The organism is Candidatus Defluviilinea gracilis (assembly GCF_057138825.1).
Map to the genome: position 1 here is coordinate 26418 of NZ_DBNHEF010000018.1, position 22644 is coordinate 49061.

Annotated in this window: 26 protein-coding genes and 1 tRNA gene; 3 read left to right on the top strand and 24 right to left on the bottom strand. The window is 55.1% G+C overall.

The features are described from left to right. Positions 1-27: 27 nt before the first annotated feature. A complete protein-coding gene (gene arsM, locus AC16KF_RS01830; protein WP_484035579.1) occupies positions 28-828 on the top strand; it encodes an arsenite methyltransferase in 801 nt (266 codons plus the stop codon). 243 nt (positions 829-1071) lie between these two features. Here arsM and AC16KF_RS01835 read toward each other — a convergent pair whose 3' ends face one another. The 8 genes from AC16KF_RS01835 to AC16KF_RS01870 form a co-directional block, all read right to left on the bottom strand. Further along, the gene (locus AC16KF_RS01835; protein ID WP_484035580.1) at positions 1072-2496 is read right to left on the bottom strand and encodes an MFS transporter; all 1425 of its coding nucleotides are present in this window, start codon (positions 2494-2496) and stop codon (positions 1072-1074) included. Positions 2497-2584: 88 nt separating this feature from the next. Next, entirely contained in the window at positions 2585-3934 is a 1350-nt protein-coding gene (locus AC16KF_RS01840) for an MFS transporter (protein WP_484035581.1), read from the bottom strand. A 31-nt stretch (positions 3935-3965) separates the two neighbouring features. After that, on the bottom strand, positions 3966-4322 hold the full coding sequence (locus AC16KF_RS01845) for an SHOCT-like domain-containing protein (RefSeq protein WP_484035582.1): 357 nt from the start codon (positions 4320-4322) through the stop codon (positions 3966-3968). 32 nt (positions 4323-4354) lie between these two features. Beyond that, complete coding sequence (locus tag AC16KF_RS01850) at positions 4355-5635, bottom strand: MFS transporter (RefSeq protein ID WP_484035583.1); 1281 nt, start codon at positions 5633-5635, stop codon at positions 4355-4357. Positions 5636-5643: 8 nt separating this feature from the next. Further along, positions 5644-6297 (bottom strand): SHOCT-like domain-containing protein, encoded by a 654-nt coding sequence (locus tag AC16KF_RS01855; protein WP_484035584.1) that lies wholly within the window; start codon positions 6295-6297, stop codon positions 5644-5646. Continuing rightward, positions 6297-7505 (bottom strand): SHOCT-like domain-containing protein, encoded by a 1209-nt coding sequence (locus AC16KF_RS01860; RefSeq protein ID WP_484035585.1) that lies wholly within the window; start codon positions 7503-7505, stop codon positions 6297-6299. The genes AC16KF_RS01855 and AC16KF_RS01860 overlap by 1 nt, the downstream gene beginning before the upstream one ends. Before the next feature lie 3 nt (positions 7506-7508). After that, positions 7509-7892, bottom strand: a complete 384-nt coding sequence (locus AC16KF_RS01865) for a DUF2089 family protein (RefSeq protein ID WP_484035586.1) — start codon at positions 7890-7892, stop codon at positions 7509-7511. A gap of 20 nt (positions 7893-7912) precedes the next feature. Further along, positions 7913-9172: an MDR family MFS transporter gene (locus AC16KF_RS01870; RefSeq protein WP_484035587.1), complete on the bottom strand. Its 1260-nt coding sequence runs from the start codon at positions 9170-9172 to the stop codon at positions 7913-7915. 223 nt (positions 9173-9395) lie between these two features. Here AC16KF_RS01870 and corA point away from each other — a divergent pair, with 223 nt between their 5' ends. Next, positions 9396-10382 carry a magnesium/cobalt transporter CorA gene (corA, locus tag AC16KF_RS01875; RefSeq protein ID WP_484035588.1) on the top strand — a complete coding sequence of 329 codons (987 nt, stop codon included), beginning with the start codon at positions 9396-9398 and terminating at the stop codon, positions 10380-10382. Positions 10383-10489: 107 nt separating this feature from the next. Further along, positions 10490-11176, top strand: a complete 687-nt coding sequence (gene lexA, locus AC16KF_RS01880) for a transcriptional repressor LexA (protein ID WP_484035589.1) — start codon at positions 10490-10492, stop codon at positions 11174-11176. 157 nt (positions 11177-11333) lie between these two features. On the opposite strand, the gene AC16KF_RS01885 is transcribed toward lexA, so the two are convergent. The 16 genes from AC16KF_RS01885 to AC16KF_RS01960 all read right to left on the bottom strand — a co-directional run. After that, a complete protein-coding gene (locus tag AC16KF_RS01885; RefSeq protein WP_484035590.1) occupies positions 11334-12467 on the bottom strand; it encodes a vWA domain-containing protein in 1134 nt (377 codons plus the stop codon). 1 nt (position 12468) lies between these two features. Continuing rightward, positions 12469-13326 carry an FHA domain-containing protein gene (locus AC16KF_RS01890; protein ID WP_484035591.1) on the bottom strand — a complete coding sequence of 286 codons (858 nt, stop codon included), beginning with the start codon at positions 13324-13326 and terminating at the stop codon, positions 12469-12471. Beyond that, positions 13319-13975: a M67 family metallopeptidase gene (locus tag AC16KF_RS01895; RefSeq protein ID WP_484035592.1), complete on the bottom strand. Its 657-nt coding sequence runs from the start codon at positions 13973-13975 to the stop codon at positions 13319-13321. The genes AC16KF_RS01890 and AC16KF_RS01895 overlap by 8 nt, the downstream gene beginning before the upstream one ends. Positions 13976-14057: 82 nt before the next feature. Further along, positions 14058-14324 carry an EsaB/YukD family protein gene (locus tag AC16KF_RS01900; RefSeq protein WP_484035593.1) on the bottom strand — a complete coding sequence of 89 codons (267 nt, stop codon included), beginning with the start codon at positions 14322-14324 and terminating at the stop codon, positions 14058-14060. A gap of 84 nt (positions 14325-14408) precedes the next feature. After that, positions 14409-15308, bottom strand: coding sequence for a ubiquitin-conjugating enzyme E2 (locus AC16KF_RS01905; protein WP_484035594.1), 900 nt, complete (start codon positions 15306-15308; stop codon positions 14409-14411). 16 nt (positions 15309-15324) lie between these two features. Beyond that, entirely contained in the window at positions 15325-16272 is a 948-nt protein-coding gene (locus tag AC16KF_RS01910; protein ID WP_484035595.1) for a hypothetical protein, read from the bottom strand. Between the two features lie 3 nt (positions 16273-16275). Beyond that, positions 16276-18105 (bottom strand): ThiF family adenylyltransferase, encoded by a 1830-nt coding sequence (locus AC16KF_RS01915; protein WP_484035596.1) that lies wholly within the window; start codon positions 18103-18105, stop codon positions 16276-16278. A gap of 177 nt (positions 18106-18282) precedes the next feature. Beyond that, positions 18283-18666, bottom strand: a complete 384-nt coding sequence (gene rplL, locus AC16KF_RS01920; RefSeq protein ID WP_484035597.1) for a 50S ribosomal protein L7/L12 — start codon at positions 18664-18666, stop codon at positions 18283-18285. A 59-nt stretch (positions 18667-18725) separates the two neighbouring features. Next, the gene (rplJ, locus tag AC16KF_RS01925) at positions 18726-19256 is read right to left on the bottom strand and encodes a 50S ribosomal protein L10 (RefSeq protein ID WP_484035598.1); all 531 of its coding nucleotides are present in this window, start codon (positions 19254-19256) and stop codon (positions 18726-18728) included. A gap of 218 nt (positions 19257-19474) precedes the next feature. Further along, the gene (gene rplA, locus AC16KF_RS01930; protein ID WP_484035599.1) at positions 19475-20197 is read right to left on the bottom strand and encodes a 50S ribosomal protein L1; all 723 of its coding nucleotides are present in this window, start codon (positions 20195-20197) and stop codon (positions 19475-19477) included. A 129-nt stretch (positions 20198-20326) separates the two neighbouring features. After that, a complete protein-coding gene (gene rplK, locus AC16KF_RS01935) occupies positions 20327-20752 on the bottom strand; it encodes a 50S ribosomal protein L11 (protein WP_484035600.1) in 426 nt (141 codons plus the stop codon). 163 nt (positions 20753-20915) lie between these two features. Continuing rightward, positions 20916-21443, bottom strand: a complete 528-nt coding sequence (gene nusG / locus AC16KF_RS01940) for a transcription termination/antitermination protein NusG (RefSeq protein ID WP_484035604.1) — start codon at positions 21441-21443, stop codon at positions 20916-20918. A gap of 275 nt (positions 21444-21718) precedes the next feature. Continuing rightward, entirely contained in the window at positions 21719-21934 is a 216-nt protein-coding gene (gene secE / locus AC16KF_RS01945) for a preprotein translocase subunit SecE (protein ID WP_484035601.1), read from the bottom strand. A 68-nt stretch (positions 21935-22002) separates the two neighbouring features. Beyond that, positions 22003-22075: transfer RNA gene (locus AC16KF_RS01950), tRNA-Trp, on the bottom strand. 92 nt (positions 22076-22167) lie between these two features. Then, positions 22168-22338, bottom strand: coding sequence for a 50S ribosomal protein L33 (gene rpmG / locus AC16KF_RS01955; protein WP_484035602.1), 171 nt, complete (start codon positions 22336-22338; stop codon positions 22168-22170). 109 nt (positions 22339-22447) lie between these two features. Further along, positions 22448-22644, bottom strand: a 197-nt coding sequence (locus AC16KF_RS01960; RefSeq protein WP_484035603.1) for an EF-Tu C-terminal domain-related protein, incomplete at its 5' end; no start/stop codon positions are given.

Here is a 22644-nt window from a genome sequence, read left to right on the forward strand (position 1 = left end):
AGATAGGCTTCGATACAAGGAGACAAAATGACTACGAATACTTCCATTCACGATGCCGTCCGCGAGCATTACGCGGAACGGATCAAGAGCAACGCTTCCTGTTGCGGAGGCGGCTCGGCTTGCTGTTCCACATCCGAGAGCGCCCTCTACCCCGCCGAATTGCTCACGACCCTTCCCGAAGGCGAAACGGCTGTCAGTTACGGATGCGGCGACCCAATCACGCTCGCGTCTCTGCAAGCGGGACAGGTCGTCCTCGATCTCGGCTCCGGCGCGGGGCTGGATTGTTTTTTTGCGGCGAAGAAAGTCGGCGAGACCGGTCATGTGATCGGCGTGGACATGACGCCTGAAATGATCGAACGCGCCAAATCCAGTGCGCAGCGGATGAACCTCACCAACGTTGAATTCCGACAGGGATACATCGAAGACTTGCCCGTCGAATCGAACACGGTGGATGTCATCATCTCGAATTGCGTGATCAATCTTTCACCGGACAAGTCGAAAGTTTTCGCCGAAACGTTCCGCGTACTCAAGCCCGGCGGCAAACTGGCGGTTTCAGATATTGTCACCGAGGGTCTATTACCTGAGGCGGTAAAACAAAGCCTGAGCGCGTGGGCGGGATGCGTGGCAGGCGCCGTGCAAGCGGGCGAATATATCGGCATGATGGAAGCCGTCGGCTTCACGGATGTTTCGGTTACGCCGGTGTTCTTCGATAAAGAAACTGTGGATTCCGCGCTCGATGAAATGAAATTGGACGTGAATCAATATCCGCGCGAGGCAGTGTATCGGGCGGTCTACAGCGCGAAGATTACCGCTTACAAGCCCAAGTGATTTCCCTTGGAAAAATCATCCACGAAAGGAGGTGAACGATATGGAACTGGACGTGATCTGTGACGAAACCTGTTGCGGCGGTAGTGGCTGTGGCGGCGGGTGTTGCTAACTCGCACATGAAAAATAACAGGCTGAGGAGTCTAGAGTCTTCAGCCTGTTTGATTTTATGCTGTTCATCCATCAAGGTGTGGTGGTCTCGAGAAAGAGCGACATGAATGTCGCGTTACGGAAATCAAATCAGCATTATTTTTTCGGGCGGGGTTTTGCGGCGCGTTTCTTTTTAGCGGGGATTTCAGGCTGAACAGGGTTTGGGATCTTCGGCAGGGTATCGAAATCGGGCAGGATCACATCCACATCGCGGATGGCGCGAACGAAGTAACCGGAGAGTCCCACTAGCGTGCCAGCCATGCCACAGAGGAAGATCATCAAGCCGAAGCCGGAACCGGGCCCCGTGCCGACGATCCAGCCGAAGTAGCGCGCGAGTTGTCCGCCCGCTTGCATGGCGGGTTCAAAGATTCCTTCGCCTAAAAAACCAGCCACAAGGGGCGTAAGAGGTATCATGGCTTGCGCTAAAAATTCACTGGCAGCAAAGACGCGTCCTTGCACGTCGGGGGGAACTTTCGCTTGCAGGAAAGAATCTAGCGAAACATTGACCATCGGTTCGAATGCCGCATCGACAACGGCGGCGATTACCCAGAAGACCAATATTTTTCCGATGCCCAGAAGCGACAGCCCGAACAGGCTCGACAACACCCAGCCCAAAATAATAGCGCGCACCGGGCGTCGAATCCCGCCGAGGGTGGTGAGGACAATTCCTACAGCCAGCGCGGCAAATGCCGCGGCAGATTGCGCCGTGCCCGCCGAACTGGGGTCGCCGCCTGTGCGGAGCGAGACCATGGTGAATAGGGATGTGACCGAAAGCGCAACCCCGGAGAAAAAGTTTCCAAAGAAGAAAATGAGCATTACACCCAACAAGCCCGGGCGTTGAAAAATATAACGGATGCCGTACATCGCTTCTTTGAGGAAACCGTGTTGCGCGCGCTCCCCTTCCTCGGTGTGCGGGGTTAGCGGAACGTCGACGCTTAACAACGCTGTGATGGAAACGGCGTACGAGAGCAGGTTGACGACCAGGATGCCCGCCAACCCAATGGACCGAAACAGGAACACGGCGAGCAAGGGCCCAATAATGCCGGGCGCGCTATCGAGCAGGGCAAGGAAACCGTTGGCGCGCACAAAATATTTTTTCGATACCATTGTGGTGATCGCCGCAGAGTAGGATGGCGATTGGAAAGCATAGCCGATCCCTTGTAACATCCCCGCCAGATACAGATGCCAGATGGAAAGAGTCCCCGCTCGCTCAAAGACCAACAAAAGCACTGCCGCAATGAGCGAGAGCACATCGTACACCAGCATCATAGCTTTACGCGGATAGCGGTCAACAAATACGCCGGCAAAAAGGATGACAACAAGGTAGGAGGCGAAGTACAACGACTCCCACGAGCCGAGAGCGTTGCCGCTCGATTCGGTGTTGCTCAAGATCCACGCGGGGAGCGCAAAAAAAGCGATGGCGGAGGCGGTTCCGGAAACCATCTGCCCAAACCAGATGATGAAGATCCCTCGCAGTCCCCGCGGACGCTGGAAGGGCAAAGCCCAATTCGATAATGACATCTGAGCGGGAGAATAACACAGCCCAAAAAAGAAAACAACCCTTGACCAGGGTTGTTCGTTGTAAATTCCTTGTAAAATTTAACTGGCGTCAAGCCATCTGCCCGTCTGTCCTTGCAAGGCTGTCGTGGTCAGGCAAAATGGTTTCGGCGTTGCGGATGGAATTGAAAAAGTAACCAGCCAGACCGGTCAATGCGGAAGCCAGCCCGCAGAAAACGATCAAAGTTCCCATCCCGGCTCCCGCTCCCGCGCCAACGAGGTCGGATAACGCGGAAGGCAAACCGGTCCCCGCCATTGCGGCGGGTTCAAGCACAAAGTCTGCAAGCGCGCCGCCGATGAGCGGAGAGATGGGATTGGTAAGCCATGCAATTAAACGGCGGGCAGAGAAAACGCGCCCTTGCAGGTCGGATGAAACTTTCGATTGCCAGATGGCTTGGTTGGATGCGTTCACCAGCGGGCTAAAAAGCGACGCCAGCGCAATACCCACGATCCAAACGGGCAACCCTCCGGCAAACCCAGCGATTGCCATGCCCACCCCGCAGAGAATCCAACCGAAGAGCACGCCATGCACGCGGCGTTTGAATCCGCCCCACGCGCTCATGAGAACGCCTCCCGCCACAGCGGCAATGGCTCCCGCCGATTGAACCGTTCCGAACGCCAGGCTATCGCCGCCCGCGCGCGTCAGGATCATGGGCGCGAGAACGGTAAAGCCGATGCCCGCGAAGAGATTCCCAAAGAAAAAAACCATCTGCAAACCCAACAGGCTGGGGCGGGCAAAGATATATTTGAACCCATACGCGGCTTCGCTGAGAATTCCTCCAGCCTGCGATTTCATCCCTTCTTCCGACCGCGCTGGTTGCGGAATATGGACAACCATCAACGCGCCTATAGCAAACAAAAAAGTGATCACATCCAGAAACAAGACGCCCGTGAGCGTAATCATGGGCAATAACGCGCCAGCCAAAATTGGCGCAATCACCTGGGGTCCCGCTTCGATCAGCGACATCATGCCGTTTGCCTTGCCCAGTTGTTCCTTCGATATCATTGTGGAAATTGCGGCGGAATAGGCGGGCCATTGGAATGCCATGCTCAACCCATAAATAATAGACGCGCCATACAAGTGCCAATATTCAAGGATTCCCAGCGCTTGCAACACCAAGATGATCATTGTGGCAATGCCTGCGCCAACGTCGCTGACCATCATCATCATCTTGCGGTTGTAGCGGTCCACCCACACACCGGCGAGCGGTGAGATCAATAAAAATGGCGTGATGAAGAACACCTGCATCGTCCCCATCGCGAGCGCGCTGCCGGTCTCATTGAACATGTAGATGGTCAACGCAAACTGACTCATCGAACTGGCAAGCACCGAGACGATCTGCCCGATCCAGACGATGGTAAAACCGAACATGCCGCTTGGGCGGTTGGATGTGTTCGCCATGCGCGTTTCTCCTCGATTGAAGTTGCTCCGGCTACTCGACGTAAATCTCCACGTGTTCGCCGTCTTCTCCGTCGGTCACGTCGATGATCTTGCCGGTCATGCCCGAGCGGATGGCTTCCATCACGTTGGACATATCGACGCCTTCCACCTCGGGGGCAAAATGCGCGCCGATCTTCAGACCCGCGTCTACCAACGCGAGCGGGATCTGCACCGAAGCCTTCGACCTGCCCGTGCGCGTGTCGGTGACGCGGATCCTCAGCCACTTGGCGCCGCCAGGCATCCCCGGCGCGCGAGGCGCAAGCGGACGTTTGGCGCTCAACGCCGCGAGCAGTTTCGTCCCTTCCTCCGCGCTGAGTTTGCCTTCCTCGATCATTTTCAAAATTTTCATTCGTTCTTCTGTCGATGCCATGACGACCTCCGTTACGACCCCAGTTCAGGGGTGAGGGTAGATTCTTTGACAGGTTCTTCCGCTGTAGTTGCCGACGTCTCCAATTTTGGAAGTTTGAACTTCAACCAGATCGGAACGACCGTCAACAACAGGGCGATCGCGGTGATTGTAAACGGGAATTGCGGGCTGACACGATCCCATAATTGCGCGCCGATCCACGGGGCGGGGAGCGAAACGATGCCCAAGCTGGTGCTGAACAATCCAAACGCCGTTCCGCGCAAATGTTGCGGCACAGATTTGCTGATCAACGATTGATAGGCGGGAGACATGAGACCGACTCCCGTTCCTGCCATGCCCCAACCTATGAAATACAATGCCGAATTTCCCTGCGGGATGTTGATCAAAAGAAACAACGCGGCCGCCATCAGAATCATACCAGAGGCAATCCCCACGCGCTCGCCTACTTTATCCGAAAGCCAGCCGCCGGGAATCATGGTCAACATCATACTCAAGCCGAATAATGAATTGACCCAGCCGATCTGCTGAATACTCAAGCGGCCGAAATCCTGCATGTAGACCGGGAACAAGTTCCCTGAGAGTTGAAACGAGACATCGCGGAAACCATCGGTGATCAAAATCCATGTCATGAGTCCGCCAGAGAAGATCAAGCCGAACATTGCGCCGAGGTTCGATTTCAACCCGGCGAGAGACAGCGTCGGCTTGGAGGTCTGTCCCTTCGCGGCTTCGCGCGCCATCCCGATTCTCATCACCGCGCCGATCAAGTAAAAGATACCCGCAGTGAGCAACATGAATTTGAATCCATAAGAACCAGCCAACCACGCGCCCACCGGCGGACCGACAACCATCACAATCATAAAGATCGCCTGCGAAACGCCATATACTTTGCCGCGATTCTCCTCTGTGGAATGTTCCGCAATGAACGCGTCGAAACTCGGTCCCACCAGCGCGCGCGCTACCGAACCGACAGCCGCCGCCAGCAACAGCCAGTGCCAGGTATCTGCCAACACCAGCGGAATGAAACCGATCACGCCGAACACGCTTCCGATGGCGATGGCGCGCAAGCGCCCGAGCGAATCAGAGACCCATCCGCCGAGGATTTGCAACAACAGCGGCACAACTTGTGAAAGCGTGAAGAACAAACCGATCTGAGGAATCGACGCCTTCAAATCCTTCAAGTACAACGGCAACAAGCCATCATACATGTTCCCACCGATGTTCGCAAAGATCATCGCGGTGAGGAACAAAATTAGCAAGCCGCTCAACAACGGTTGTTTTTTTACAACATCTGTCATTTCAACTCCTAGCCAATATAAACCTGCACATGCGTATCGTCATCGTCCACGTTGACCATCAACGGCTCGTCGGAGGTCATGGCGGCTTCCATCAGATGCGCAATTGCCCTGCCTTTGCCTTCACCCATGCCTTCGATGTTCTGACCAAACGTGCTGAAGAACCAACCCAACAAGCCCAGCGGCGCGGGAAGACCCAACGTGATACGCCGCGGTCCATCACCGGGCTTCGCGTCGCGGCGATCCACATCAACATAAATCCAGCGCGCAGAGCGCCCGCCCGAACCGAGCGCGATCAACAACACGCCCAACATCAATGGAAGAATCATGCAGTAAAACCAAAAATTTACGCCGGCATTTTGCTGAATAGCATAAATCGCCCATGCGCTAAACACAGTGACAACAACACCCACCCACAACGGGATCAACGCGAAGCGACGCGCCCGCATTTTGATCTGATCGAACTCGGGAGCCGCGGTTCGCCTCGTCTCGCCCGACGCGTCGTTCTCCCAGCCTGAGCTTGGTTCGGGCTGGATGACTTCCATCTCAGCCCCGGCGTCTTCCGCGTCCTCATCGAGGGCGCGCATCAGGCTCGCGGCATCTTCGGCAGAGATCTTCCCCTCTTCCACCATTTGCAAAATCTTCTGGCGTTCTTCCGATGACATTATTTACCTCCATCGAGGGCGTTCAACAGTTCCTCGGCTTGCTGGGCGGTGATCTTTTTCTCGGCGAGCATTTTCAAAATCGCCATGCGTTCCTCCTCTGAAACCGGTTCAGAGGGAGGTTCGGGAGGAACCGGCGGTTTCGGCGCGCCTTTGAAATCCCAATTCCAACGACCGATGACCAACCCTCTTTTTGCATGACCAGCCTGCCGCGCCGCGTGACGCTCCGCCCGGCGCACCGCTTCATCTGCCCGTTTGGTTGCGCGCGCCGTAGCCTGCTCCACCTTGCGTGAAATGCGTTCGCCAAAATCGGACCAGTCGAAGTTCAGGCCCGCAAAGTTGCCCCACTCGTCGGCTGATTCGCCGGCGTCGGCGCGGTTCGAAACCCGCACCTCCCCGCCCGCATTGAGCAAGAGCTTTGCCGCGCCATTGCCAAGCACAACCACGCGCTCGGTCGAATCATCGTTTTGGAAGCCGTTCCAATCCATGTAAATTTCATCGGCGCGGATATCGAGCGTGGCGTTCGTATTCTTCGGCAGCACCACTAGAATATCCTCCCCGGCATTAATGGAGTACTCAGCCTCCGACTGCGGGTCAAGGTAGACGACCACATCCTCCCCCACATTGACCCGCACATCGCCGCGCGTACCGCGCAAGGCAAGATCGTCCGCCACCGAATCGAGAACGACACTGCCGTCCACGCCATGGATGGAGGCGTCGCCGTGCAAGTTGATGACGCGCAAGTTGCCTCGCACCCCGCGCAGGGAGAGATCGTCAGCCAGCATTTCAATCGTCACATCGCCATCCACTTCGCGCAGAGACGCGTCGCCGTGAATGTTTTTGACGAACACGTTTCCCCGCGCATTCGATAGTGAAATATCGCCCTGAATCGTATCGATCGAGATCGAACCGACATCACGGACCGACAGATCGCCGCTCACTTCTTTGAGTTCGCATCCCCCGGCGACACCTCGCAGCGACACATCCCCGCCAACTTTGACGAATTCGATGTACGCTGAGCGGGGAACGCGTAAGGATAGATCGTCGGTGGAGGAAACGGTAACAGCCTCACCCGTCGATTCGACGCGGACTTCTTTATCGTCCCCTTTAACCAACAGCTCGTTCCCCTCCCAGCCGACAACGCTGAGATCGCCGCCAGCCAACTCCACTCGTATTTTTGTATTGCCAGAAATGGGGTATGAACGCGACATGGTTTATTGCTCCTCTCCACGCAACATACGCATGGCTTCATCCGCTGAGATTTTGCCGGATTCCAGATCTTCGAGCACAGTGTTCCGTTTTTCCGGGGTGATTTCGACAGGCTCATCCTTGCCCGGTTCATACCCGAGCGCGCGGATCACCTCGTGCAGTCGGTTGCGGATGGTCGGGTAGGATAGGTCAAGTTCTTGTTCCATGCGGTTGATCTTGCCTTCGCAACGGACAAACGTGATGATGAAATCGAGATGTTCGGGCGTAAGGTGAGCGATCGGTCCGCCGCTGAAACGACCCTCGATGGAGGTATCGCATGTGGAACAGTGCAGACGGGCGATCTCTAGTTCAGATTGGCAGACCGGGCATCGAGTGGGCGCAGAATACATTTTGAACCTCCAGATTTTTTCTATACCGTATCAGGGATGACCTGCGATTGTGCTTGATCGCCCCGGCGGCGCGCAATTGCGCGGTTGAGATTGAGGAAACCAAACGCGGAGAGTACGCCGATGAAACCGGCGATGTACCATAATTGTTCCGGGCGCGGTCCGTCGATGATCAGGCCAGCCAGGTAAGGTCCAATCATAAAAGGGATGCCCCACGCCAAACCGGCAACCGCCATGTAGCGTCCGCGCATCTCTTCGGGCGCGAACTTGGCGGTGATGGCTTGTTGCACCGGCGCGGTGATCATTTCGCCGATCGTAATGACAACCATTGCGACAATGAACATTGTATAACTGGAAACGTATCCATACATGCTAAAACCAATCGCATACAAGAAGGTTCCCAACGCCATCATCAGCATGGGCGGATATTTCTCCACACGGCGCGTGATCGCAAATTGAAAGAGTACGACCATTGCGGCGTTGATGCTAAGGAGCAATCCGTATTTGGTGGGGGGTGTGCCAAATTGATCCCGCAAGTAGACGCCTAATGTGGTGTTCATGTTCATGTAAGCCAATACCTGCAAGACCACAAATCCGAGGAAGAGCATGAAAGCCAGGTCACGAAACACTTTGCCGTAGCCGGCAAACGTCTTGGCAACAGTTTCTTGAGGAGCGTCAGCATGGCGCTGCGGCTTGGTTTCCGGCAAAAGAGTGGCGACCAGCACAACCGTAAGCAGGGAAATGACTGCATCCGAGATGAATAACAGCAGATAGGAAACACCCGCAAGCAAACCGCCGATGGCTGGTCCGATCGTAATCGAGAGGTTGAAGGCAATCCGCAGGATGCCATACCCCGCGGCGCGTTTTTCTTCCGGAAGAATATCGGCGACCATGGCGTCGCGCGCGGGTCCAGCCACATCCGTGAAAATTCCGATGAAGAGGGCGAGCGCGAAAAAGGTCTGAAATGAAGCGGCAAAGCCCATGGCAACCAGGCTGAACGAGGAGGCAATCAGCCCAAAGATAATGATTTTCTTCCGTCCGAAGCGGTCTGTCAATGCGCCGCCGATGGCATTCCCGGCGAAACTGGAGAGGGAGAAGGTGGCAAATAAAATGCCCACATCTGCCATGCCAACGTTGAATTTGCTGGTAAGATACAACGCAAAGAACGGAAAGATCAACGCGCCGCCGACTCGGTCAATAAAGGTGATGAAAACCACCTTCCAGAATGTCCGCGGGTATTCGTTGAACGTGTCGATCGCTTTCTGTATTTGTGTTTGAAACATGATCAATCTTTCTGAAGTTGGAGCGGTTCGGCGTCAAAAGAAAACCACACATCTTGATTCTTTTGAAAACCGGGTGAAAATATCAATATTTTTATCCTGATCTTCATAATTCATAACTGCATTTTACCCATTATTCATAAATTGTCAAGGATAAATCAATAAAATGAAACAATGTTTTGAAATATTGAATTTGTCGTAAAAATATGAAAATTCTGGAGAAAACATGATCCGTTCGCTATATTACTCACCAGGAAAGCCTATACGCAAGGATATTCCCCCTCAGGAATTTACAAAACTTATCCGTGATCGCCGCTCGTTGCTTTGGGTGGATTTCGTCAACGAGCCGGATGAAAACTCCCTCCCCATTTTGCAGGGCTTCGGCTTTCACTCGTTATCCATCGAAGATGCTCTGCAACAAACCCACTCGCCCAAACTGGACGACTGGGGAAATTACCTCTACATCGTCATGAATTACATGGACGTGAAAGAGAACGGCAAACTGTGGGAAAGCGATGTGGACGAACTGGATATTTTCCTCGGACCCAACTATATCGTTACCCATCACGAATTTCCAATCCCCGCCATCGATGAAACTTGGGCGTCGTGCGACCGCGATGTCCGTAACGTGCAAGAGGGTGCCGATCACCTGCTCTACAAGATCATGGATTTCCTCGTGGCAGGGTACATGCCCACCGTCGAGCGGATCGACTCCGCGATCGACGAACTCGAAGACCACATCTTCGATAAACCCTCGCCTCGAACGCTGGAGAGGCTGTTTGCCCTCAAACGCGTGTTACTCGCCATGAGGCGGATTCTCCTCCCACAGCGCGAGGTCTTGAACAAGCTCGCCCGCGACGATTATCGCGTGATCGATCCCAAGGACCGCATCTTCTTCCGCGATATTTACGACCATCTCGTCCGCCTACACGATCTGAATGAAAACCTGCGCGACCTCGTCGGCGGCGCGTTGGATACGTATCTCTCCGTGGTCAACAACCGCATGAACGATATTATGAAGACCCTGACCATCATCACCACCATTTTCATGCCGCTAGCATTCGTCACAGGCTTCTTTGGAATGAACTTCTTCGAACCCCAGGGAAGATTGACCAACTGGACAACCAACCCCATTTTCTATATCACGCTGGCGATCAATGTGCTTTTACCCATCGGCATGTATCTCTGGATGCGCCGCCGCACGTGGATCTAGCCTGTAACCTTGCGCCTTCAAAATCGGGCTTGACACAGAACAGGCGTTCGGGTATTATTCATAGCACAAATGAGCGAAGAATGCCCTCAATTGGGCTGGAGGTTGCTATGATGATGGTTCGAAAAAGCAAAGGTTTAGGCGAACGCCACCAACGGATTTTGGATTTCCTTGCGTCGTATCAGCGTGAAAATCGCTATCCGCCTTCCATCCGCGAAATCGGCGAGAAGACCGGCATTACATCCACGTCGGTTGTGAACTACTACCTCGACCAACTCGAGAAAATGGGAAAGATCGAGCGCGACCGCAAGATCTCGCGCGGCGTGCGCGTCTCCGGATACCACGCTTCGGCAGACACACTACGGGTACCGATTCTCGGACCAATTGCGGCTGGCATCCCCCTCCCCGAACTTGACCCCAACGTCAGCTTCATCTCCGACAACGAAGCCAATGCCGTAGATATTGCGCGGACTCTCCTCCCTTCCAAAGAAAAGGGCGACAATCTCTTCGCCCTCGAGGTCAAGGGAGATTCCATGATCGACGCCATGATCAACGACGGCGATATCGTCGTGATGAAGCCCGCCAGTGAGGCGCGCAACGGTGAAATGGTCGCTGTGTGGCTTCCCCGCGATAACGAGGCAACTTTGAAATACTTCTTCAAAGAGAAGGAACGCTTCCGCCTGCAACCAGCCAACCCCACCATGAAGCCGATCTTCATCAAAAAGTCTGAGCCACTGGAGATCAAAGGCAAGGTGGTCATGGTCATCCGCAAAATGGAACGACCGCTCGCTGCGTAACATAACCCGCTACCATCAAAAGAGGCGACTCAACCGAGCCGCCTCTTTTGAATTGCCTCTCCAAGAAAACGACTGGTTTTTTATGCCAGTCGTTTTTTTACATTATTAGGACTTTCGCTCACAGGCGGTCTTAGAGCAGTAAAAGCGAAAGTCCTGATTATTTGAGTTTGATTCGTCCGCTTGCTGGTTTGGCTTGTTGTTTGCCAAGCCCGAATCCTGAGCCTTGTTTCCTTCCGCCTGCCAGGTTGGCGATGCCGCCAATGAGTCCGGGCAGGAATAGCAGAGCCAGCAAGCCCGCAAGAATGGACAGGAACAGCGGTAATGAACTAGCGGTAACTTCCGGCAACACGCCGCCGGGGTTGTAGGTCCCTTCCGCAACTGTAGGCGCTCCAGTCAGCGCAACTGAGAGGTTGCGGTTAACGCCATCGCGCAAAGTAAACGGAGATACATATGTGACCGCATATTCGCTTTGATATGCCTTGCCGGTTTGTTGGTACAGCGCGGTCAAGGTGGCGGCATCCGTAACATAGGCATATTGGCCACCGGTGCGACTCGTCAAGGACTGTAGCCCGGCTTCGTCGATGCCAGCCTGCCCGGTGCCCGATGGATCGCCGAAGCCGATCGCGGAGACGGTCAATCCGCTGGGTCCAACATTGCTGACGATGCTCTCTTCCGTGGCGACGCTTTGATTATCCAAACCATCCGAAAGAACGAGGATCGCTTTACGGCCCGAGATACCTTCGAGCGCTTTGGTGGCTTCCATGATGCCTTCATACATGGCGGTATCACTGCCGGTGCGCAGACCATCGATGGCGGCGGTCAGCGCGGATTTGTCTGACGTGACTTCTTGAATTCGATACACTTGCGTATCGAAGGCGATCACGCCTGCCTGGTCAACAGCGCGCATTCCGCTGATGTAGGTCTTTGCCGCGTCTTTGGCGGCGCCGATCTTATTTCCCTTATCCATACTGCCTGAGATGTCGATCACCAGCATGGTGGTGATGGGAATAGCCTCGCCACCCAGCGCTTCCCCACCGCCCCTCACGTCTGTCAACTGCATCAGTTGTCCGTCTTCATGAATCTGGATGGTCGACGGGTCTATGCCGACGGGTTCGCCTGCCGCATTCGTGGCAGAGAGGTACACGGTGACGTTGGGGAAGTTGGAATTGTCCACTTGCGTGATGCGCACTTGCGGGGTTTCAGGCTCCTGCGCGTACACCGTCAGGGCGGGAATAAAAATCAGGGTGAGAATCAGGCTCACATTGAGAGAGAAACGAACGATCCTACTCATGTTATCTCCTTTCGTGGTAGACCAGGTCGGTATTGCCCATGCGAATCTTCTGTCCATTTGTCAATTGCGCGATTTCGATCTTTCGGTTGTTGATAAACGTGCCGGCGAGACTCATATCTTTGAGCGAGAAAGCCGCGCCGTTTCCGGTGAGCATGGCATGTTGCGGGGCTACATCGGGGTCGGGCAAAACGATTTCCGATTTGAGGGGCGAACTTCCGATGGCGACGGCGGGACCGCCTGCGCGCATGAATTTGTCGAGGATGAACTCGGTTCCTTTGAGTTTGCCCGATGCCACCTCAAGCCAGGCGCGCGAGAGCAGGACGACGATCAACGAGATGAAGGCGCCTACCGATGCGCCGAGCAAAACCAAACCGACGGCTTTGCCGGTTAACGGGTCTTGCAGGCGGCTGTGTACTACCTCCAGCAAGATGCCGCCCAACACGCCGCCCAACGAGCCGCCCAGCATGCCTTTCCAAGCTTGTGATTTGCCAACGATGCCTTCGGCGAGACCGATCAATAGACCGAACACGCCCCAACCCAGCGCGCGACCAGCAATGCCCGCGCCGACCGATTGGAAGAGAAACTCGCTCAACGGTAAACCAAGGGCGCCGGCGCCCGAGCCGAGTAATCCGCTAAATACTCCGGATTTGATGGCTTGCACCGGGTTGCGTGTGACCGCGCCTTCGGTGAGACCGATGAACAGCCCCACGCACAAGCCAACCAGCGCGCCGACAACCGCTTCGCTGAGATATAGGTTCGAGGAGAACGAAAGACCGATCTGATCGCTCACCTGCCAGCCGAACAATCCGCCCAATGCTCCGAGTAACGCATAGTAATAGGAACGCATTCGTCTATTCATAGGGGGTACCTCCTTGGTCTTCATTTTCAGGTTTATGCAAGTTCTGCCAGTGGACGACGCTCCTGCGCCCATTGGCTCCATCCATTTCGTAAAACCCAAAGTAACGGGTGGGGTCGAGCGAACCGTCGTTCTGGCGGATGAAAAACCCAGCCACCGAGGAAAACGGCTCTACAACCAATGCCACCTGCCACGGGTCGGGGAAAAAATTATTGTGCAGGAAGGTATCGTAGTGCGAGAGGAAAACTCCCATGCGCGGGTGGGTGTGATACCACCCCACAATTTTTTCGCCGGGGTAAAGGTTTTCAATTTGATCATGAACATCGAGCAGTGTGTCTTTGGTAAAGGTCAGGTAGACCGCGCCTTGCCGGGTATGGCGGGCGGGGATCATGTGATTGATCACAATAAATTGACTGCCACCGGGTGTTTCTTCACACCACTGACCGATCAACACGCCGCCCACTTCCACCTCCGCGCTCTCTGCATGAGCCGTGATACGGAAATATGCGAGCCGGTTCAAAAAGACGGCTACGGTTGGCTGAAGGTCGCCGCGGTCGAAGGGAGAGTCCCAGCGTCGGGCAAACTCCATTGGCGGCGGTGTGGTGTCGGGCTTTCCAACTTCGGGCGGGGCAATTCGAATAAGGGCTGGCATAGGTGTTCTCTTCATGAAGGTAATCAGTGGAAGGTTGCGCGGACCGCTCCGTTTGTGGCGAAGCGGTCCGCGCGCAGGGAAATTACCCCGCGGTGACATCGGCGGTCATCATCAGACGGTCGCCTTCAGGGATTCCTGCCTGGGACAGGGTCTCTTCTTCTTTCAATTCGCGACCCAGCGCTTTGCTATCCAGGCGATAGGACATGGGGCGACCATCCGGACCAGTGACGGGGAGTTCGAGCGAGGTCGTCAACTCGGGGATCAACTCCTTGACCGCCACCTCAGAGGGTACCTCCGCATTGCGGCTACCTCCGGAGGGAAGCACGATCGTAACGGGAATGTCTGCCATTGTTTATCTCCTTTCTTGCTAAGTATGGTTTAGGCTGAACCACAGCCACGTCAATGTTCCGCTATTGCGAGGCAGTGCGCACTGTCAACGCAATTTAATTTTGGGTTTGTCGATCGCTTTCGGCGCGGCAGGCTGAAGTTTCACCTGTACGGCTGGTTTGCTCTTCGCCGGTTCGGATAGATTCAGTTTCACGCGCTCCGGTCGCAACAATTCACGATGGTCCACCGGGAAATCGTTGGGATGTTTCTTGCGATATTCACGGCTCCAGCGCGCCGCTTCGGCGTCCCAAGGGAAGGGCGGTTTGGTCGGGTCGTCGTGGAAGTTCTTCCACTGGAGCATTTCGCCAAGCATCAATACGAGCCTGTCAAGCGAGCGGCTTGCCGCCCACCATGCGGCGTCGATACACACGCTGCCGTTGACGTGGTTGATATTCGGATGCCAGATCGGGGTCAACCACTTCATGCCGGGCCAGCGTTGCGGGTATTGATTGTGCAGGTAAATTTCCACTTGATGATGCTCGGAAAATTTCGGGTTGCCCTGCCGGTCCACATTCGAGATGCTCTTACACTTGAAGGTGACGATGTAGCGCTCCGGCGGCAAGTTCGGGTTCGGAGAGGAAGCGACGAAGGAAATCAAATCACTGCGAGAGGACAGTTCCATCATCAATTCATAGTCGCCGCGCAACCGCCGCATCCGCGGGGTTTCAGCCACCGACATCGCGCCGGCGGTAATATCCGCCGTCAACATCAAGCGATCATGATCCGGGATACCGGCCTCCGTGAGCGTTTCGTCTTCTTTGAGTTCGCGCCCAAGAGCCTTGCTATCTGCGCGATAGGTCATCGGGCGCCCATCGGGACCAACGATTGGGAGGCTTAATACCGATACAAGCTCGGTCATTAGGTCTCGCATTTTCACATCGGCGGGCACCTCGGCGGCGCGCGCGCCTCCGCTCGGCATAACAAGAGTTACATTCAGATCAGCCATAATTCAACCTTCCAATTCAAGAATTTAGATGCGGCACCTGGCAAAAGCCGGTGATCGCCCAACAATCCGCGTGATGAAGTGTGTGACACACGTCGCATTCCTGCACGCCGCGCGCATCGTTTCGAATGACAGGGTCGAGACAATACGGACAGCGATGCTCCTCCACCACCGCCAACTGGATGTTCGGTCGACGCCGCGAACGGCTCTTTCGTGGAGAACTTGCCTTCGCCGCCTTCCGCACCTCGGTCCTGCTTCTGTTCTTCGTGCGGATGCGGGGCCTCGGCGGCGCGCTCGGCGCAGGACTGCGAAACCAGGTGACAGGCTGGTGGACGCGCGGCTCGCGCGATTCCACCGGCGAAATACTCACGCCGATGTTTCGCGGCTCCACCTCGATCTGCGCATGACCCAGCGGCTCCACCTCGATCACCTGCCGCGACGACTGCCTCCAAGCCTGCAAAGACAGCAGGGTCAACAACAAACTCACGGCAAGGTGCGCCGCATCGCTCGCCTCCATTTTGCTAACATCAAACAAGGTCAGCGGGTCGAGGTCCAAGTTGCGCAGTTGAGTTGATAACGTGCTGTCAAAACTGAGCCCGCGAATCTGTGTGGAGGCGTCGCGCCCAAACCTCAGGGGACCAATGCCCAACACCGATTTTGTCAACGATCCGATTAAGATCATTCCAACGAGCATTGCAAGGATGGCAGTGATATACTGCGCCGCCAAGTTCCAATTGCGATAGACGATGCGCGAGCCATACCCGGCGACCAGACCAATGCACGCATCTGCAAAAAACGTGGGGAGAAGCAACGGCAGGTTACGACCAAGGCGGAACCACAGCACAATACCCAGCGAAACGTTGACGACCAGCAAGATCAAGATCGTCAGCTTGCGCATGAACGAATCGGATTCTCTTGCATACATAGGAGCATGAATGGAACTCATCGTCGCGGCATGGGTCGCCATCGGCTATTCCTTCGCGGGCTTCGGCGCATCATCTGTTTTGGCTAAAACGATCTTCTTCGATGAATGTCCTTCGCCTTTCGCCTGAGCCCTGGCGGGTTGGGCATCGGCAAGTTTGACGAGGCTCTTCTTGCGGATATGAACCGGCTCGGAGGTCACGGGTCGGATAGAAACAACTTCTTGCGCCGCATGATCCTTGAACCGAATTCGGTCCCGAACCGCGCCGCTTACCGGGTCCATACTTCGAATCTCATCCTTCAACCGCACGCGCCCGCCGATCTTCAAAGAATCTGCGCCAGCCAGTTTGATCGTCTGTTCGAAGTGACGGAAGTGAAGCGCCTCCGGCAGATCGCCGGTCAACTCGTAGAAGCGGTATTCCATCCCGTTTTGCGCGCGGATGATATGCAAAGACGGGATGCCCACGCTTGCCAGAGTCCGATGCAGGAAATTTTCCTCGCCGGTGATCATGTGCGTAAAGCTCGCTTCGCGCAGGGTGCCGCAGGTTGGGCAGTGCCCCGCCTCGAAGGTGATATCGCTCAGCGGTTTCAGCACATCTTCTTTCGTTTGGCATTTTGGGCATTCCAGCGAGGTGACCAGTTCCTGATCGAGTTCAATAAAGGCATTCTGTCCCAGGTCGGCGCGGGCAATTCGAAGCAGGTCATGAAGCGTGGCGCGTTCGGCGCGCGCAGGGAGTTCGGTAATATCGCCATACGTCCAGTGGCTTTCGCAATCTTCGCGCGGCACGTAGGCGGTCGTGTGCATGTGATTGGTGAGACCGTTGAAATGCGTAACTTTGCCCGGCTCCACTGGCATGCTGTGAATCAACTTTAATCCTTCCTGCGATTGCATGCCGCCGATGATCGAAGCGATCGTCGGCGTCGTTGGCACTTTGCCAAGCAAAACATTCTGCCGCGCCAACAATTGGCAGGAATAGCGCAAAGACAGATCGCGCAAAGCGGCTTCAGTGAGCGTGCATTCGTAGCACGCGCCTTCGCCGGGGACGAACACGCGCATCAGCCCAAGCAGTTCTTGAATCGCGCCGTCCACCCAGGATTTGTTCATCCAATAACAGAAGCGGTTGACCGCCAGCCGCGCTTCGCGGTTATCGAGACAGCCGATGATCACATCCATGCGGCGGATGACCCCCAACCCCAGACCGGTCGTCACATCGGCGTTCAAATATTGCACCCGCACATCCGGGTTCACCGACTTCGCGCGCGCCGCCGCCACTTCGGCTTTACTGCGATTGTTATCTGTTTCGCGGAACAACACCGAACGGCTAAGGTTGGCGGCTTCGATCTTGTCGAAGTCGATGATAAAGAGATTGCCCACGCCCATCAGCGACAGGTTCTTGATCACTTCATTACCGAGCGCGCCAGCGCCGATCACCAACACCTTCGCATTCTTCACTTTCTCGCGCTCCCACCACGAGATGAACTCAAACGTGCCAAGCCGATCTTTTTGAAGGTTGGGAATACGGATCGGCTTCTCCGGCGAGACCGGGATTCGGCGCGGGCCCGTCAACGGCTCGCTCGCCGCAGGATTCGACGCTTTCATATCCGCGCCTCCAGCCAGTTCTTTTGCCTGCATAATGTTCGACTCCTCGATCGTTCGCGCAAACCACCCCACATGCGGGCGCGACTCAACCAAACGACTTTCTTCCATCATCTTCAACGCTTCGCGCAACGTAGTGCGGCTGATTCCCAACTGACTCATCAACTCGCGTTCAGGAGGGAGTTGCGCGCCCTGCGGCAGTGTGCCATCCAGCAGGGATGCGGCAAGCCTGCCCGCCGCAGTTTTGACAAGTGACTTCTGTGAAATTTTTTGTATTTTCATATTTTTTTCTCGTGGTCTTGTGGTCAGACCAATTGCAGCCATTATAGGAATCGCAAGATCGAAAATCAACCAATTTCGTAGGACATGTGTCGTGGCAACGCGCTTGCAGAAATGAAAAGACGACCCGATGGTACTGGGTCGTCTTTCCTTGGTCCTTCTTATGAAGAAGGGATTTTCTTACTCGAGCACAACGTTCGCGCCGGCTTCTTCCAGTTTCTTCTTGGCTTCGTTGGCGGCATCCTTGCCCACGCCGGCAAGCACTTTCGAGCCCGCGGTTTCCGCCATGGTCTTGGCTTCGCCGAGACCGAGGTTGGTCAATTGACGGATCACTTTGATCACGTCGATCTTCTTCGCGCCGGCATCCTTGATGACCACATCGAATTCAGTCTTCTCTTCGACAGGTTCAGCGGCAGCGGCGGCGCCGCCAGCCACAGCGGCAACAGCCACCGGAGCGGCGGCAGAAACGCCCCACTTCTCCTCGAGTTTCTTGACGAGGTCAGCGGCATCGAGCACAGACAGTGTGGAGAGTTCTTCCACGAGTTTATCGAGCTTTTCAGACATTTCTTAATACTCCATTACTATGAGATAGATTTAGTTTTATTGCGCAATAAACTTGCCGATTACGCCGCGGCAGATGCCTTCTCGGAGAAAGCCTTAATGACAGCCGCCAAACCGCGAGCGGGTTCAGCGATCGTGCGGACCAGTTTGCCAGCGGGCGCCTGCAACACACCCAGCAATTGGGCGCGGACAACAGGCAACGGCGGCATATCCGACAGGGCTTTCACCTGCGCGGCATTGAGCGATTTACCGCTCATGAATCCGCCTTTGACCTTGATAAAATCCTTGCCTTTCATCGCGTCGGTCAGGGCTTTCGCGGTGGAAGCCGGGTCGGTAAAAGCAAAGGAAATTGCCGTGCTTTTAATAAGATAATCGGCCGGGAGTTCCATTCCGCTTGCGGCAAAAGCGCGACGGGCGAGAGTATTCTTCACCACGTGGAATTCACCGCCGGCTTCACGCACCTTGGCGCGAATACCGTCCAGATCTTTCATCTTGGCGCCGGTATATTCCACAAGGATCACCGCCTGGCTCTTCTTCAACCACTCATCGTAGGTTGCCAGCACTTCCCCTTTACGTTCTTTTGATACTGCCAAAGGACATTCACCTCCTTTCAAAAAAGTCTTTGCCACGCGCGCGGCAAAGACTTCAGCAAACCCCAACAGGAGGGATGATATGCTTGTCGTCTTCACCTGGGCAGGACATTAAGCGGCGCTCGATAGATGAGCAAAGCGGAACTTTCCCGCTCGCGTCGAAACCGAACGCCACACCCGCCGTCTTTGGCGAAGTGGCTTATAGGATTAACGAGTATAGTCTACTCGGATACCTCGATCTTATGCGTGTCGCTGGCGTTCACCTTGATGCCAGGTCCCATCGTGGTGGTCAGGGTGATGCGTTTGATGTAGTCGCCCTTCGCCCCAGACGGACGCGCCTTGTGCACGGCGTTCATCAACGCGCCGAAGTTTTCATACAGCTGATCGGCGGAGAACGATGCTTTGCCAACCGAAACGTGGATATTGGATGTTTTATCAAGACGGAACTCAACACGCCCCGCCTTCGCTTCTTTGATGGCGCGCGGCAGATCATCGGCATGGACGACGGTTCCAGCCTTGGGGTTCGGCATCAGCCCGCGCGGACCAAGCACGCGTCCGAGACGACCGACCTTGCCCATCGCATCCGGCGTGGCAATCGCAACATCGAAATCCAGCATGCCGCCTTCGATCTTCTTCAAGGTTTCGTCATCGTCGGCAACCAAATCCGCGCCCGAAGAACGGGCATTCGCGGCGCCTTCACCTTGCGCAAAGACCAATACGCGGACGGTCTTGCCCAACCCATGCGGCAGGACGACCACATCGCGCACCTGCTGGTCCGATTGACGCGGATCGAGCCCGGTGCGGATGTGCACTTCAACCGTCGAATCGAATTTCGTCGTGGTAGTTTCCTTCGCAAGCGCAACCGCGTCGCGAACGGAATATTCCTTGTCTAAATCCACCTTAGCCAATGCGGCTTTGTATTTCTTACCGTGTTTTGTAGCCATAGTTTCCTCCGTGGTGCAAGCGAGTCTGTGTTGTCTAATAGTCCAATCGTCTGGTAGTCAGATCGTCGTATGCACGAGACCAAGAGACTATGCGACCAAGCGACTAAGAGACTAGACTCTCCCACAAAATTAATCGGTCACCGTAATGCCCATCGAGCGGGCGGTGCCTTCGATCTGTTTCATCGCGCCTTCGAGATCGATCGCGTTCAAGTCTTTCAACTTTGTTTCCGCGATCTCACGAATTTGCTTGCGCGTCACTTTGCCGACCTTGTCTTTGTTCGGCACGCCTGAGCCCTTCGCCACGTTTGCGGCTTTGCGCAACAGCACAGCCGCGGGCGAGGTCTTCAACACAAACGTGAACGAGCCGTCGGTAAATACCGTAATCTCGGCGGGCAGAACCTCGCCGGGCCTGTTCGACGTGCGCGCGTTGTACTCCTTGCAAAACGCCATGATGTTGATACCATGGCCCGCCAACGCCGGACCCACCGGGGGCGCGGGGTTGGCTTTCCCAGCCTCAAGCTGGAGACGAACGATTGCTTTGAACTTCTTTGCCATTTCTACTCCTATGTGGTTTTAGCGGGCGATTTCTTGTGCGGGACGCCCTCCCACTGCATCAGGCTGACGATTCGGATTCACGCTTCGTTCCGACCTTCAACCTGTTCCTGCCTGTATACTTTTTTCAACCTTCGAGTTTTTCTACATTCGCAATACGAAGTAATTACGCTTTTTCTACCTGTAAAAAGTCTAACTCCACCGGCGTTTCGCGCCCAAAGAAGTTGACCAATACGCGGACTTTTGTGCGTTCGAGGTCGATCTCCGACACGTTGCCGCGGAAATCGTTGAACGGACCATCCACAATGCGCACGCGCTCGCCAACCTTGAACGAGACCTTGACCATCGGCGCTTCGGCTTCCATGCGCTTGACGATCTGCGAGACCTCTTCCGGGCGCAGAGCGGTGGGCGTGTTGCCCATGCCGACGAACCCGGTCACCCCGGGCGTGTTCCGAACCACATACCATGACTCTTCGCTCAACGCCATGTTCACAAGCACATACCCGGGGAAGATGTGTCGCTCCACGGTACGGCGTTTGCCTTCTTTGACTTCGACTTCTTCCTGGGTCGGGATGATCACATCGAAGATCCTGTCTTTCATGCCCATCGTTTCGATGCGTTGCTCGAGGTTATGGCGCACCTTGTTCTCGTAACCGGAATAGCAGTGAATAACATACCAAGCCGGTCCCTCCACCTCCCCAAGGTGAGGCGACGCGTCTGAAGCCGGGGCAGATTTCCCCGGAGAATGAGGCGCCGGTTCGGCATCCTGTCCTATCTCCGTCGATTCTTCAACAGGGGCGGGCGTTTCATCTACAGGAACGTCAACAGGCTCAGGCTCGCTGATTTGCGCCTGAGAGTCCGATTCGACAAGCGTAGAATCTATTGTAGTCAACTCTTCGGTTGACTCAACGGATTTACCCTCAAATTCTTCCTGCGGATCCAACAACGACATGATTCCTCAAATCTTCATTAAACGCCAAAGATCAGATTCAACAACTCGCGAGCGCCGCCATCTGTGAGGCCGAGGACGATGCCCATCACCACCATGACCAATAGCACAAGCCCGGTTAACTGTCTGACTTCGGGCCAGGTGGGCCAAGATACTTTGCGAAGTTCTCCGGCGGTTTCTTTGAAGAACGCGGTGAAGGCGTTCGGTTTGCTGACTTTCGCTTTCCTATCTGCCAAGGTGTTGCTCCTTCGTTTTTTACGGCTAAAACGCCGCCCTTCTCACAGCGGCGTCGCTTTTTTTCAGGCAGGCCAGGCAGGACTTGAACCCACAACCGCTCGTTTTGGAGACGAGTGCTCTACCAATTGAGCTACTGGCCTTCGGTGTTGTCGGATAGTTTCTTAGTTGGCTAGTCTCATAGTCTTTTCTGTCCATGTCAACAATGAGACTAACGAACTATCCAACTACATCGCTATTTCGTTTCGCGGTGCATGGTATGTTTTTTGCAACGCGGGCAAAACTTGCTAAACTCGAGCCGATTCGGATCGTTACGTCGATTCTTTTCGGTGGTGTAATTCCGCTCTTTACAATCACTGCACTGAAGCGTGATTACGGGGCGAACGTCTTTCTTTTTAGAAGCCATGCTAACTACCTAACTTTCTACATCGATTTGTGTCACCCTGAGCGGAGCGAAGGGTCTCTGCAATCACGAGGAGATTCTTCGCTACGCTCAGAATGACATTACTTAAGAATTATTCAATGATCTTAGTAACGACGCCGGCGCCGACGGTGAGGCCGCCTTCGCGGATGGCGAACTTGGAACCTTGCTCCAACGCCACAGGCACGATCAGTTCCACGGTCAGGTTCACGTTGTCGCCCGGCATCACCATCTCGACGCCTTGCGGCAGTTCAATGTTGCCCGTCACATCCATCGTGCGGATGTAGAACT

Excerpts from the sequence above, each read along its gene's own strand:
- AC16KF_RS01885 (WP_484035590.1), bottom strand. The coding sequence starts at position 12,467 with ATGAGTAGGATCGTTCGTTTCTCTCTCAATGTGAGCCTGATTCTCACC.
- corA (WP_484035588.1), top strand. The coding sequence starts at position 9,396 with ATGATCCGTTCGCTATATTACTCACCAGGAAAGCCTATACGCAAGGAT.
- AC16KF_RS01915 (WP_484035596.1), bottom strand. The coding sequence starts at position 18,105 with ATGAAAATACAAAAAATTTCACAGAAGTCACTTGTCAAAACTGCGGCG.
- rplL (WP_484035597.1), bottom strand. The coding sequence starts at position 18,666 with ATGTCTGAAAAGCTCGATAAACTCGTGGAAGAACTCTCCACACTGTCT.
- AC16KF_RS01850 (WP_484035583.1), bottom strand. The coding sequence starts at position 5,635 with ATGACAGATGTTGTAAAAAAACAACCGTTGTTGAGCGGCTTGCTAATT.
- AC16KF_RS01835 (WP_484035580.1), bottom strand. The coding sequence starts at position 2,496 with ATGTCATTATCGAATTGGGCTTTGCCCTTCCAGCGTCCGCGGGGACTG.
- AC16KF_RS01865 (WP_484035586.1), bottom strand. The coding sequence starts at position 7,892 with ATGTATTCTGCGCCCACTCGATGCCCGGTCTGCCAATCTGAACTAGAG.
- AC16KF_RS01855 (WP_484035584.1), bottom strand. The coding sequence starts at position 6,297 with ATGTCATCGGAAGAACGCCAGAAGATTTTGCAAATGGTGGAAGAGGGG.
- lexA (WP_484035589.1), top strand. The coding sequence starts at position 10,490 with ATGATGATGGTTCGAAAAAGCAAAGGTTTAGGCGAACGCCACCAACGG.
- AC16KF_RS01905 (WP_484035594.1), bottom strand. The coding sequence starts at position 15,308 with ATGGCTGATCTGAATGTAACTCTTGTTATGCCGAGCGGAGGCGCGCGC.
- AC16KF_RS01860 (WP_484035585.1), bottom strand. The coding sequence starts at position 7,505 with ATGTCGCGTTCATACCCCATTTCTGGCAATACAAAAATACGAGTGGAG.
- rplK (WP_484035600.1), bottom strand. The coding sequence starts at position 20,752 with ATGGCAAAGAAGTTCAAAGCAATCGTTCGTCTCCAGCTTGAGGCTGGG.
- rplA (WP_484035599.1), bottom strand. The coding sequence starts at position 20,197 with ATGGCTACAAAACACGGTAAGAAATACAAAGCCGCATTGGCTAAGGTG.
- rpmG (WP_484035602.1), bottom strand. The coding sequence starts at position 22,338 with ATGGCTTCTAAAAAGAAAGACGTTCGCCCCGTAATCACGCTTCAGTGC.
- AC16KF_RS01910 (WP_484035595.1), bottom strand. The coding sequence starts at position 16,272 with ATGGCGACCCATGCCGCGACGATGAGTTCCATTCATGCTCCTATGTAT.
- arsM (WP_484035579.1), top strand. The coding sequence starts at position 28 with ATGACTACGAATACTTCCATTCACGATGCCGTCCGCGAGCATTACGCG.
- AC16KF_RS01895 (WP_484035592.1), bottom strand. The coding sequence starts at position 13,975 with ATGCCAGCCCTTATTCGAATTGCCCCGCCCGAAGTTGGAAAGCCCGAC.
- AC16KF_RS01870 (WP_484035587.1), bottom strand. The coding sequence starts at position 9,172 with ATGTTTCAAACACAAATACAGAAAGCGATCGACACGTTCAACGAATAC.
- AC16KF_RS01845 (WP_484035582.1), bottom strand. The coding sequence starts at position 4,322 with ATGAAAATTTTGAAAATGATCGAGGAAGGCAAACTCAGCGCGGAGGAA.
- AC16KF_RS01900 (WP_484035593.1), bottom strand. The coding sequence starts at position 14,324 with ATGGCAGACATTCCCGTTACGATCGTGCTTCCCTCCGGAGGTAGCCGC.
- AC16KF_RS01840 (WP_484035581.1), bottom strand. The coding sequence starts at position 3,934 with ATGGCGAACACATCCAACCGCCCAAGCGGCATGTTCGGTTTTACCATC.
- AC16KF_RS01890 (WP_484035591.1), bottom strand. The coding sequence starts at position 13,326 with ATGAATAGACGAATGCGTTCCTATTACTATGCGTTACTCGGAGCATTG.